Source organism: Streptomyces alfalfae (assembly GCF_004127445.1).
GTDB lineage: Bacteria > Actinomycetota > Actinomycetes > Streptomycetales > Streptomycetaceae > Streptomyces > Streptomyces alfalfae.
Genome location: NZ_QEXM01000022.1, coordinates 147963 through 160396, shown reverse-complemented (window position 1 = coordinate 160396; position 12434 = coordinate 147963). Strand labels below are relative to the sequence as shown.

At 72.8% G+C, this 12434-nt stretch carries 9 protein-coding genes; 6 read left to right on the top strand and 3 right to left on the bottom strand.

The window, feature by feature from the left end; genetic code table 11:
• Positions 1-117: 117 nt before the first annotated feature.
• A complete protein-coding gene (locus DCW30_RS09045; RefSeq protein WP_241743518.1) occupies positions 118-1170 on the top strand; it encodes a DUF6528 family protein in 1053 nt (350 codons plus the stop codon).
• A gap of 4 nt (positions 1171-1174) precedes the next feature.
• Here DCW30_RS09045 and DCW30_RS09040 read toward each other — a convergent pair whose 3' ends face one another.
• On the bottom strand, positions 1175-1801 hold the full coding sequence (locus DCW30_RS09040; protein ID WP_076685709.1) for a MerR family transcriptional regulator: 627 nt from the start codon (positions 1799-1801) through the stop codon (positions 1175-1177).
• A 177-nt stretch (positions 1802-1978) separates the two neighbouring features.
• On the opposite strand from DCW30_RS09040, the gene DCW30_RS09035 reads away from it, so the two are divergent.
• Genes DCW30_RS09035 through DCW30_RS09025 form a run of 3 tightly spaced genes read left to right on the top strand, consistent with a single transcriptional unit; the run spans position 1979 to position 5423 of the window.
• On the top strand, positions 1979-3541 hold the full coding sequence (locus tag DCW30_RS09035; RefSeq protein WP_076685710.1) for a flavin-containing monooxygenase: 1563 nt from the start codon (positions 1979-1981) through the stop codon (positions 3539-3541).
• Positions 3538-4548, top strand: coding sequence for an alpha/beta fold hydrolase (locus DCW30_RS09030; RefSeq protein ID WP_079250099.1), 1011 nt, complete (start codon positions 3538-3540; stop codon positions 4546-4548). The genes DCW30_RS09035 and DCW30_RS09030 overlap by 4 nt, the downstream gene beginning before the upstream one ends.
• Positions 4545-5423, top strand: a complete 879-nt coding sequence (locus DCW30_RS09025; RefSeq protein ID WP_076685711.1) for an SDR family oxidoreductase — start codon at positions 4545-4547, stop codon at positions 5421-5423. The genes DCW30_RS09030 and DCW30_RS09025 overlap by 4 nt, the downstream gene beginning before the upstream one ends.
• A gap of 131 nt (positions 5424-5554) precedes the next feature.
• On the opposite strand, the gene DCW30_RS09020 is transcribed toward DCW30_RS09025, so the two are convergent.
• Both DCW30_RS09020 and DCW30_RS09015 read right to left on the bottom strand, forming a co-directional pair.
• Positions 5555-5770, bottom strand: coding sequence for a hypothetical protein (locus tag DCW30_RS09020; protein WP_076685712.1), 216 nt, complete (start codon positions 5768-5770; stop codon positions 5555-5557).
• Positions 5771-5902: 132 nt separating this feature from the next.
• Positions 5903-9277, bottom strand: a complete 3375-nt coding sequence (locus tag DCW30_RS09015) for a S41 family peptidase (protein WP_076685713.1) — start codon at positions 9275-9277, stop codon at positions 5903-5905.
• 183 nt (positions 9278-9460) lie between these two features.
• On the opposite strand from DCW30_RS09015, the gene DCW30_RS09010 reads away from it, so the two are divergent.
• Entirely contained in the window at positions 9461-10051 is a 591-nt protein-coding gene (locus DCW30_RS09010; protein WP_062780993.1) for a TetR/AcrR family transcriptional regulator, read from the top strand.
• Between the two features lie 129 nt (positions 10052-10180).
• The gene (locus DCW30_RS09005; protein ID WP_076685714.1) at positions 10181-12433 is read left to right on the top strand and encodes an MMPL family transporter; all 2253 of its coding nucleotides are present in this window, start codon (positions 10181-10183) and stop codon (positions 12431-12433) included.
• The last annotated feature ends 1 nt before the right edge of the window (position 12434 follow it).

Below are 12434 nucleotides of genomic sequence, written 5' to 3'. Positions count from 1 at the left end.
GGAGCGGCGCGCGGTCATAAAGTCCGGCAGAGGGCTGTCCCGGGCCCTTGGGGCATGGCAGATTGCGGTCGCGTCATGCCCAACTGCCGTCGGGTTCGGGGGGACTTCATGTCCGTCGTGTCGTCGAAGACCACCACAGCGGCTGCCGCCGCACCGCAGTTCGCGCCGTCCCGGCGGGCCTTGCTGCTCGGCGCGGCGGGCGCGGGGGCGGTGGCCGCGCTGGGCCCCGCGGAGGCGTACGGCGCGGGCGGGCCAGACGTCACGCCGCCCGTGCTCCTCACCGAGCAGGCGACGCGGCGGCTCCTCGTCCTCGACCCCCGGCGGCGCGTCTGGGACCCGGCCGCCGACCCCTCCGTCGTGCGGTGGCAGTTCTCGCCGCTCAAGGACCCGGACTACGCGGACCTCGCGCCGGACGTGAGCTGGGTCTATCCGAGCGAGTCGAAGGCGCGGAGGCACCGTGGGCGTACCTACGTCCTGACGACGGCGTCGTTCGGCTTCGTCGCCGTCGTCGCCCACCCCTCGGGCGAGCGGTACTGGGGCACGGCGATCGGACCCGGCGACGACCTCTTCAACCCGCACAGCGCCGAGATCCTGCCCGACGGCAACGTGGCCGTCGCGTGCAGCACGGGCGCGATCGTCCGGCTGTACGCGGCGTCGCAGGGCCCGCGGGCCACGCGGTACGCCGAGGCCGCGCTCAAGGGCGCGCACGGGCTGCACTGGGACGGCTCCCGGCGGATGCTGTGGGCGATCGGCGACGACGAGCTGGTGGCGTACGAGGTGGGCGGGACCCCCGCGCGGCCCGCGCTGAGGCGGACCTCGGCGATCGGGCTGCCGGTGGGGACGCCGGGCCGGACGCCCGGCGGGCACGACCTCTTCCCCGTGGCGCGGCGGCCCGGGCGGCTCTGGGTGACGACGAACGCGGCGGTGTTCCAGTACGACACCGCCCGCCGCGTCTTCCTGCGGGACTTCGCGGGGGCCGAGCTGATCTCCCGCAAGTCGGTGAAGTGCGTCGGCGACGACCCGCGCACCGGGCAGGTCGTGACCGCGTCGCCCGAGAGCGGACTGGGCGAGACGTGGTGGACGACCACGGTGAGTGTCCACCGGCCCGAGAGCCGCTTCGAGCTGGTGGACGGCGGGATCTACAAGGCCCGCTGGTGGCTGCCCCGCTGAGGCCCTATGGCTGCTGGAGTCGGCGGTCGAGTGCCATCGAGAGTTCCGCCTCCACCACGCTCTTGGCCAGCGGGCGGAGCTGCTCGATGTCCACCTCCGCGGTGTCGGGGACGTGGGCGCGCATCACGGTGATGAACAGTTCGGCGAGCGCGTCGGCGTGCTCGCGGACGCGCTGCCCCGCCTCCAGGACCGCGGCCAGGGGCACGCCCTTGCGCACCAGGGTCGAGGAGGCGTCGAGGAGACGGCGGCTGATGTGGACCAGCTCGTCGCCGTCGGTGCCGAGGTAGCCGAGGTCGAGGGCGGTGACGAGGTTCTCCGGGGTCACCTCGCCCGCGAAGTGGTCGGCGAGTTCCTCGGGGGTGAGGCGGACCGGCTGCTCCTCGGTGGGGCGGCCGATGCCGAGGAGTTCGCCGACGTCGCGGCCTTTGTCGAAGGCGTCGGAGAGTTCGGCGATGCCTTGGAGGGTGTGGCCGCGCTCCAAGAGGGCGGCGATCGTGCGGAGCCTGGCCAGGTGGTGCTCGTCGTACCAGGCGATGCGGCCCTCGCGGCGGGGTGGCGGGATCAGGCCGCGCTCGCGGTAGAAGCGGACGGTGCGCACGGTGATGCCGGCCGCCTTGGCCAGCTCGGCCATGCGGTACTCGCGTACGTCCCCTGATCCGTTCTCTTGTTCGTCTGCCACGAGGGAAGCCTAGGGCGTACCGCAGGTAACTTTCCCGTCCCGACCCCTACCCATGAGTACGGCGGTGTTCTACTCTCCCCATTGCGCCAGTGATTACTGGCGGAGTCGGGTACTTCGGGAGGCGGCGGCATGGCCGAGCACGAGCGTGGCCCTGAGCAGGGGCGCGAGCGCGAGCACGTACGGGTGGCGGTGATCGGGTCCGGCTTCGGCGGGCTCGGGGCGGCCGTGCGGCTGCGGCGGGAAGGCATCACCGACTTCGTCGTCCTGGAACGGGCCGGCTCGGTGGGCGGCACCTGGCGGGACAACAGCTACCCCGGCTGCGCCTGCGACGTGCCCTCGCACCTCTACTCCTTCTCCTTCGCCCCCAACCCCGACTGGCCGCGCACCTTCTCCGGCCAGGAGCGCATCCAGGAGTACCTGGAGGGCGTCGCCGACACCTTCGGGCTGCGTCCGCACATCCGCCTCGACACCGAGGTGGAGCTGGTGCGCTGGGACGCCGAGCGGCTGCGCTGGGAGATCGGGACCAGCGGCGGCGGGTCGCTGACCGCTGACGTCGTCGTTTCGGCCACCGGGCCGCTCTCCGACCCCAAGACCCCGGACATCCCCGGCCTCGGCACCTTCCCCGGCAAGGTCTTCCACTCCGCCCGCTGGGACCACGACTACGACCTGACCGGCAAGCGCGTGGCGATGATCGGCACCGGCGCGTCCGCCATCCAGATCGTGCCCGCCATCCAGGAGCGGGTCGGCAGGCTGACCCTCTTCCAGCGCACGCCGCCCTGGGTGATGCCGCGCGCCGACCGCGCCATCACCGGGGCCGAGCGCTGGCTGCACCGGCGGCTGCCGTTCACCACCCAGGCGCGGCGCGGCATCCTGTGGGGGATCAGGGAACTCCAGGTCCAGGCGTTCACCAAGCGGCCCGACGAGCTGGGCCTGGTCGAGCGGCTCGCCAAGCGGAACATGTGCCGGGCGATCAAGGACCCGGCGCTGCGGCGCAAGCTGACCCCCACGTACCGCATCGGCTGCAAGCGCATCCTGCTGTCGAACACCTACTACCCGGCGCTCGCGCGGCCCCACGTCGACGTCGTCGCCAGCGGCCTCGCCGAGGTGCGCGGGAACACCCTGGTCGCCGCCGACGGCACGGAGACCGAGGCCGACGCGATCATCTTCGGCACCGGCTTCCACGTGACGGACATGCCGATCGCCGACCGGGTCGTGGGCGACGAGGGGCTCACCCTCATGGAGACCTGGAAGGACGGCATGAACGCGCTGCGCGGCGCGACGGCCGCCGGGTTCCCCAACTGGATGACGATCATCGGCCCGAACACCGGCCTCGGGAACTCCTCCATGATCCTCATGATCGAGTCCCAGCTGAACTACATGGCGGACTACCTGCGGCAGCTCGACGTGCTCGGCGGGCGCGCCGCGCTCGCGGCCAGGCCGGAAGCCGTGCGCGCCTGGAACGACCGGGTGCAGGAGCGGATGAAGCGCACGGTGTGGAACACCGGCGGCTGCAACAGCTGGTACCTCGACGAGAACGGCGTCAACACGACGGTGTGGCCGGGGACGACCACCGAGTTCCGGGCGGCGACACGGCGCGTGGACCTCTCCGAGTACGAGGTGCTGCGCCCCGCGAAGCCGCAGGCGGCGGTGGCCGGCGGGGCCCGTGGCGCACGGGCGGAGGCCACGGCGTGAGCCGGCTGACCCGCGACCCGGGCGGGCCGCGCGCACCGCACTCGCCGCACGCCGCCGGGCACGAGGTGACCGCGGTCTCCGCCGACGGGGCACGTCTCCACGTCGAGGTCTCCGGGCCGCAGGGCGCTCCCGCCGTCGTGCTCGCGCACGGCTGGACCTGCTCGACGCTCTTCTGGGCCGCGCAGATACGCGAACTCGCCGCCGACCACCGGGTCATCGTCTACGACCAGCGCGGCCACGGCCGCAGCGCGGCGCCCCTGGACCCCGACGGCTACAGCACGCGGGCGCTCGCCGACGACCTCGAAGCGGTCCTCGCGGCGACGCTCGCGCCGGGCGAGCAGGCGGTGCTCGGCGGGCACTCCATGGGCGGCATGACGATCATGGCCGCGGGGGACCGCCCGAGGTTCCGTGAGCACGCGGCGGCCGTTCTGCTGTGCAGCACCGGCAGTTCGAGCCTGGTCGACGAGTCGCGGGTGGTGCCGCTGCGGGCCGGGCGGCTGCGGACCCGCATCACCCGTTCCGTGCTGGGCTCTCGGGCGCCGCTCGGCCCCGTCACGCCGCTCGCCAAGCGCGTCCTGCGGTACGGCACGATGGGCCCCGGCGCGGCGCCGGACAGGGTCGAGGCGTGCGCGCGGATCGTGCACGCCTGCCCGCGGGCCGTGCGGCACGGCTGGTCCCACGTGCTCGCCACCCTGCAACTCGACGTCGAGGTCGCGGCGTTGCGGGTCCCCACCGCCGTCGTCGCCGGACTCGCCGACCGGCTCACGCCCGTGGTGCACGCACGGCGGCTCGCGGAGGCGCTGCCGGAGTGCGTGGGCCTCACGGAACTGGCCGGGGTCGGGCACATGACGCCCGTGGAGGTACCCGAGGCGGTCAACGGGCGCATCAGAGACCTCGTCACGGCGTACGTAACGGCACAGTCCGCGCAAAAGGGGTCCGTGCGGCAGCAGTCCGCACAGCAGAAGCCCGTGCAGCAGGAGTCCGTACAGATGAAGGAGGGCGCATGAGCAGGGTCAGCCTTGAGGGGCAGGTCGCGGTCGTCACGGGCGCGGCGCGCGGGGTCGGTGAACTGCTCGCGCGCAAGCTGTCGGCACGCGGCGCCAAGGTCGCCCTCGTCGGCCTGGAGCCGGACGAGCTGAAGCGGGTGTCGGAGCGGCTGCACACCGAGTCCGCCCACTGGCACGCGGACGTCACCGACCACACGGCGATGGCGCGGGTCGCGCAGGAGGTCAAGGAGCGCTTCGGCAAGGTCGACGTCGTCGTCGCCAACGCGGGCGTCGCGGGCGGCGGCCCCTTCGTCGACTCCGACCCGGACGCCTGGCGGCGGGTCATCGAGGTCAACCTCATCGGCAGCGCGGTGACGGGGCGCGCCTTCCTGCCCGTCCTGATGGAGAGCCGCGGTTATCTGCTCCAGATCGCCTCGCTCGCCGCGATCACCCCGGCGCCGATGATGACGGCGTACTGCGCGTCGAAGTCGGGTGTCGAGGCGTACGCGCACGCGCTGCGGGCCGAGGTCGGCCACAAGGGCGTCAGGGTCGGCGTCGGCTATCTCTCCTGGACCGACACGGACATGGTGCGCGGCGCCGACCAGGACGACGTGATGCGGGAGCTGCGGCAGCGGCTGCCGTGGCCGTCCAACAAGACGTATCCGCTCGGCCCCGCGGTCGACCGCATCGTGGCCGGCATCGAGCGGCGCTCCAGCCATGTGTACGCGCAGTGGTGGCTGCGGGGCATGCAGGGCGTGCGCGGCTACCTGCCCGCGGTCATCGGCTCGGTGGGGCAGCGCGAGATGCGGCGCTTCGAGCCGCGGCTCAAGGGCGTCTCGAAGGGCCTGGTCGGGGCGGGCGGTTCCGCGGACGAGACGGCGCGCGCCACGCGCTGACCCGCGCCTGCCGCCCGACCGCCCGCTGCCGGACAGCTGAGACAGCTGAGACAGCTGAAACAGCTGACATCTGAACGCACGGGAGGCCCCCGGCGTCCCGAGGGCCTCCCGTGCGCGAGTGGGGCGTGGCGTCAGACCTCGTCGAGGTCCCGGCCGAGCCGGTCCTGCCGCTCCCGCGCCGCGTCACGGGCCTGGTCCGGGGACTGCGAGGCGCGGTTCCTCGCCTCGTCACGGGCCCGCGAGGCGCGCTCGCGGGTCTCGTCCCTGTCGCCCGCGGAGCCCTTGGCCCGGTTGGCGCGGTCGGCGAGGTCCTGCGCCTTGTCCTGGAACTGGTCCTTGATGCCCATGCGTTCTTCACTCCTGTTGTCAGTGAGGGGTCGGTGCCTCGCGAGGGGTTGGAGCCTCGGTGAGGTCCCGACCAGATTTACACGGGGGGATGAACCTCGCATTTCGATCAAGTACGCAGTGTCACGGCGGAGTCAGGAGCGGGGCGGCAGCGGTGGCCTGCGCCGGTCGGGGACGTCGTCGTAACCGGGCGGGACCGCGGCCGGGTGCTGTTCGAGCAGGTCGAGCGCCACCCGTACCGCGTCGTCGAGCTGGGCGTAGCGGCCCTCCGCCCAGTCCAGCGGCGTGCGCAGGGCCTCGATGTCCGGCGCCACGCCGTGGTTCTCCACACCCCAGCCGTACGCCTGGAACCAGCCCGCGTTCATCGGCACGGTGATCACCGTGCCGTCCCCGAGCGTGTGCCGGCCGGTCATGCCGACCACCCCGCCCCAGGTGCGCCGGCCGACGACAGGCCCGAGGCCGAGGAGCTTGAAGGCCGCGGTGATCATGTCGCCGTCCGACGACGTCGCCTCGTCCGCGAGCGCGACGATCGGGCCGCGCGGGGCGTTGGACGCGTACGAGACGGGCTGGGCGTTGCGCGTGATGTCCCAGCCGAGGATCTTCCTGGTCAGCTTCTCCACGACCAGTTCGCTGATGTGGCCGCCCGCGTTGCCCCGCACGTCCACGATGAGCGCGGGCCGGGAGACCTCAAGGCGCAGGTCGCGGTTGAACTGGGCCCAGCCGGAGCCGCCCATGTCGGGGATGTGCAGGTAGCCGCACTTGCCGCCGCTCAACTCCCGCACGACCTGGCGGCGTTTGGCGACCCAGTCCTGGTAGCGCAGGGGGCGTTCGTTGACGAGGGGGACGATGGCCACCCGCCGCGCGCGGCCCTCGCCCTCCGCGGGGAGGAACGTCAGCTCGACCGTGGTGCCGCCGGCCGCCGTGAGCAGCGGGAAGGGGCCCGCCACGGGGTCGACGGGGCGGCCGTCGACGTGCGTCAGGACCGCGCCCTCGCGGATGCCCGAACCGGCCAGCGGTGAGCGCGCCTTGGAGTCGGAGGAGTCGCCGGGCAGGATGCGCTTGACCATCCAGCCGCCGTCCCTGCGGACGAGGTCGGCGCCGAGCAGGCCCATCGCGCGCTGGTAGTGGGGCGGGCCCTCGTTGCGGCGGGCCGCGGAGACGTAGGCGTGGGAGGTGCCCAGCTCGCCCAGGACCTCCCGCAGCAGGTCGGCGAACTCGTCGGGGGACGCCACGCGTTCGACGAGCGGCCGGTACTGGTCGAGCACGGCGTCCCAGTCGATGCCGCACATGTCGGGGTCCCAGAAGTAGGAGCGGATGATCCGGCCCGCCTCGGCGTAGGACTGGCGCCACTCGGCGGCCGGGTCGACCTCGTGCAGGATGCGCCGCAGATCGATCCAGACCGTGGTGTCGCCGTCGCCCGGCTCGGTGGAGGGCACGGCGGACAGGTCGCCCTCGTCGACGACGACCAGGCGGGAGCCGTCGCCGCTGAGGGCGAACCAGTCGAGGTGGTCGACGAGCTGCGACTTCTTCGCCTTGGTGATGTTGAAGTACTCCAGGGTCGGCCGGCCCGACATGTCGGCGGGGTTCGCGAAGGTCTCGCCGAGCGCCCCGGAGATCGGCCAGCGCAGCCAGACCAGGCCGCCGCCGCTGACGGGCTGGAGCGCGGAGTACTTCGACGCGGCGACGGGGAAGGGCGTGACCCGCGACTCCAGGCCCTCGGTCTCCACGGTCGTCGTGCCGTCGCCGGAGCTGCCGTCGGACGGGTCGAGGCCGCCCGCCACGGGTCTCCCGTCGGGCAGCAGCGCGAAGGGCGAGGGCGTCGCCGACGACAGCGGCACGAGGTAGGGGCGGCAGCCGAGGGGGAAGGACAGGTCGCCGGTGTGCACGTCGTAGACGGGGTCGAAGCCGCGCCAGGAGAGGAAGGCGAGGTAGCGCCCGTCGCGGGTGAAGACCGGGTTCTCGTCCTCGAAGCGGCCGTTGGTGACGTCGACGACCGTATGGGCGCCGGGGCCCTTGACGCGGGCCAGCTTGATCTGGCGCAGGGAGCGTCCCACGCCGGGGTGCGACCAGGTCAGCCAGGCCCCGTCGGGGGAGAACGCCAGGTCGCGCACGGGCCCGTTGACGGATCTGATCAGCTCGGTGACCTCGGCGGGCTCCTCGTCCGGGGCGGCTTCGGCGGCCTGCCCCGCGCGGACCTCGTCGATCTCGCGGAGCCCGCGGTTGAGGTCGGCGGCGCCCGCCTCGTCGGCCAGCGTGACGAGCAGCAGCCGGCCGTCGTCCGAGGCGACGGCGAGCCGCTCCCCGTCGGGGTCGGCCACCATTTCGAGGACGCGGCCGAGGCCGCCGCTGACCGGTCTGCGCGGCGGCCGGACGCCGGTGGCGCGGGGCAGGTAGGCGATCTCGACGGAGTCCTCGCCCTCGGCGTCCGTGACGTAGGCGACCTGGCCGCCGGTGCCGAGCATCTCGGGGAGGCGGACCCGCACGCCCGGGGTGTCGGCGATGGTGCGGGCGGGGCCGTCGCGGTGGGTCAGCCAGTACAGGCTGCCGCGGACGACGACGGCGCTGGCCCGGCCGGTCGCGTCCACGGAGAGCGCGTCGACGTGGCTGGCGGCCGGCACCTGGTAGACGCGCCGCCCGGGGCGCGGCCCGCCGAGCCGGACGTCGAGTCGGCGCGGCGTGGAGTCGGCGGTGAGCGCGTCGACCAGCCAGATGTCCCCGGCGCACTGGTAGACGACGCGGGCGCCGTCGCTGGCGGCGTGGCGGGCGTAGAAGGCGTCGTGGTCGGTGTGGCGCCGGAGGCCGGTGCCGTCGGGCAGGCAGGAGTAGAGGTTGCCGACGCCCTCGTGGTCGGAGAGGAACGCGATGCGCCCGGCCACGAACATGGGTGAGTCGAGGTGTCCGTCGAGGTGTTCGAGGATGCGCTCGCCGTGCATCCACAGGCGGCCGGTGGCCCCGCCCCGGTACCGCTTCCAGGCGGCGGGCTCGTGCGGCGGCTTGCCGGTGAGCAGCAGCGTCTTGCGCTCGCAGTCGCCGTCGGCGAGGGAGTCGGTGACGGCGATGTCGTGGACCGGGCCCCAGGGCAGCTTGCCGCCGGGTGAGCCGTCGAGGGGCACGCTGTAGGCCCAGCAGAGGTGGGAGAAGGGCTGCGCGTGCGAGGAGACGGCGAGGATGTCGCCGTCGGGGGACCAGCCGCAGACCCGGGTGTCGGTGCTGCCCCAGTAGGTCAGGCGGCGCGCGGGGCCGCCGTCCACGGGGGCCAGGTGGATCTCCGGGTCCAGGCTGCGCCAGCTCGTGTACGCGATGTGGCGTCCGTCGGGCGAGAAACGGGGGTGGCCCACCTTGGTCCGGTCGACCGTGACCCGCCAGGCCCGGTCGGCCGGGGCGCCCCCGGAGGTGAGGGGGGCCACCCAGAGGTCGTCCTCGGCGGCGAAGCAGAGGCGGTCGCCGCTGAGGTGCGGAAATCGCAGGTAGGAGTGGTCGGCCTGGGCATCGTCGCGCTCGTCGGTCACCTCACCATGCTTTTCCGCCCGTAGGCCCGCGGCAACTCGTGAACACGTATGAGTGCGGAAGCCGGGGCACGCTGACGTGGCGGACGTGACCCAGACCACGTACGAAACCGTTTCGTTTCGATAGTGCCGGGCATATGATGCTGGAGTACGAAACCGTTTCGTTCGGAACAGGAGGCGATGACCATGGCTGAGGCGGCGACGACGCGGCGCAGCAGGATCACGCCCGAGCGCGAGGCCGAGCTGTACGAGGCCGTGCTCGACCTGCTCCGCGAGGTGGGGTACGACGCGCTCACGATGGACGCCGTCGCCACCCGCACCCGCTCCAGCAAGGCCACCCTCTACCGCCAGTGGGGGAGCAAGCCGGAGCTGATCGCCAGGGCGCTGCGGCACAGCAAGCCGGCGTCCCTCGCGGACATCGACACCGGGTCGCTGCGCGGCGACCTGAACGAGATGGTGGCCCGTTCCGACGACTGCCAGATGGAGCGGGACGCCGCGCTGATGCGGGGCCTGTTCCACGCCGTCCACGACAACCCCGAACTCCACCGGGCGCTGCGTGACCTGCTCATCGAGCCGGAGCTGACCGGCCTGAGCGATCTGCTGCGCAGAGCGGTGGAGCGCGGCGAGGTCGCCGCGGACAATCCCGCGCTCGACTACGTCGTCCACATGATGGTGGGCGGTTTCGTCGCCCGTGACCTCGTCGAGGACCGCCCGGTGGACCGCGCGTTCCTCGCTTCGTACATCGACGCCGTGATCCTCCCCGCCCTCGGCGTCTGACCCCGCTCCCCACCCCCTCCTGACGCGCACCTCCCCCACCGCCCGCAAGACCTGGGCGGTGTCCCACACGTCGTCGGGCTCACCACCCCTGCCCTGCAGTCACCACGACCTGACCGGGAGTACGCCCCCGTGGCAACGTTCCTCTACAAACTCGGCAAACTCGCCTTCCGGCGGCGGCACTTCGTCGCCCTGATCTGGGTGGCGCTGCTGGCCCTCGCCGGTGTCGGCGCGGCGTCCGCGCCCACCGCCACGTCCAGCAGCTTCTCCATACCCGGCACGGAGGCCCAGAAGGCCTTCGACCTCCTCGAGAAGCGGGCCCCCGAAGCGAGCGCCGACGGCGCGAGCGCCCGCGTCGTCTTCAAGGCTCCGGACGGCGAGAAGGTGACCGACCCGGCCAACAAGGCCGAGATCGACAAGACCGTCGCCGCCCTGAAGTCCGGCTCCGACCAGGTCGCCCGCGCGGACAGCCCCTTCGTGGCCAAGACGGTCAGCAAGGACGGCGCCACGGCGTACGCCTCCGTCTCGTACAAGGTCACCTCCATGGAGCTGACCGACGAGGACCGCGACGCGCTGGAGAAGACCACCGACGAGGCGCGCGAGAGCGGGCTCACGGTCGAGGTCGGCGGTGACGCGCTCCAGGCCATGCCGGAGACCGGGTCCACCGAGATCATCGGCATCGCCGTCGCCGCGGTCGTCCTCGTCATCACCTTCGGCTCGCTGATCGCGGCGGGTCTGCCGCTGCTCACCGCGCTGATCGGCGTCGGCATCGGCGTCTCCGCGATCACCGCGCTCGCCGACGCCCTCGACCTGGGCACCACCACCTCGACGCTCGCCATGATGATCGGCCTCGCGGTCGGCATCGACTACGCCCTCTTCATCGTCTCCCGCTACCGCGGCGAACTCGCCGAGGGACGGGAGCGCGAGGAGGCCGCGGGCCGTGCGGTGGGCACCGCGGGCTCGGCCGTCGTCTTCGCCGGGCTCACCGTGGTCATCGCGCTCGTCGGCCTCGCCGTGGTCAACATCCCGATGCTCACCAAGATGGGCTTCGCCGCGGCCGGCACGGTCGTCATCGCCGTGCTCATCGCGCTGACCCTGATACCGGCGCTGCTCGGGTACGCGGGCAAGCGGGTCATGCCGACGGGTGCGAAGAGCAGGCTGTTCGGCGGCGGCAGGAAGAAGGGCGCCGCGGCCGGCGAGGCTCCGGGGACTCCCGGTGCTCCCGGTGGGGCGAAGCCCAACATGGGCACCCGCTGGGCCCGCTTCGTGGTGCGCCGTCCGATCGCCGTGCTGCTCGTCGGCATCGTGGGCCTCGGCGCCGCCGCCGTGCCGGTCGCCCAGCTGGAGCTCGGTCTCCCCGACGACGGCGCGCAGCCGACGTCCACCACGCAACGCAAGGCGTACGACCTGGTCTCCGAGGGCTTCGGCCCCGGCTCCAACGGCCCTCTGATGGTGGTCGGCGACCTCAAGGACGCCAAGGACCCGAAGGCCGCCGCCCAGCGCATCACCAAGACGATCTCCGGCCTCGACGACGTCCGGGCCGTGGCGCCGCCGATGCTCACCAAGGCGGGCGACACCGCGATCATCAGCGTCGTGCCGTCCTCCAAGCCCAGCGGCATCGAGACCGAGAACCTCGTCCACGCCATCCGCGACGCGGGCCCCGGGATCACCGCGGACACCGGCGCGGAGATCATGGTCACCGGCACCACGGCCATGAACATCGACGTGTCGCAGAAGCTCAACGACGCCCTCGTGCCCTACCTGGCACTGGTCGTGGGCCTCGCGTTCCTGCTCCTGATCGTCGTCTTCCGCTCGATCCTGGTGCCGCTCAAGGCGGCCCTCGGGTTCCTGCTCTCGGTGCTCGCGGCCCTCGGCGCCGTCGTCGCGGTCTTCCAGTGGGGCTGGCTCGGCTCGCTCTTCGGCGTGGAGCAGACCGGACCCGTCATGTCGATGATGCCGATCTTCATGGTGGGCGTGGTCTTCGGCCTCGCGATGGACTACGAGGTGTTCCTCGTGACCCGCATGCGCGAGGCGTACGTCCACGGGGAGCAGCCGGACCAGGCGGTCGTGACCGGCTTCCGGCACGGTGCCCGGGTGGTCTCGGCGGCGGCCGTCATCATGATCGCGGTCTTCGCGGGCTTCATCGGCTCCAGCGAGCAGATGGTGAAGATGATCGGCTTCGGCCTCGCGATCGCGGTCTTCTTCGACGCCTTCGTGGTCCGCATGGCCCTCGTGCCCGCCGTCCTCGCGCTGCTCGGCAAGGGCGCGTGGTGGCTGCCGAGGTGGCTGGACCGGGCGCTGCCCAACGTCGACGTCGAGGGCGAGGGGCTGCGCACGGCGGCCGACCGGGACCCGGACGCCGACCGGCAGGCGGCCCTCGTCTGAC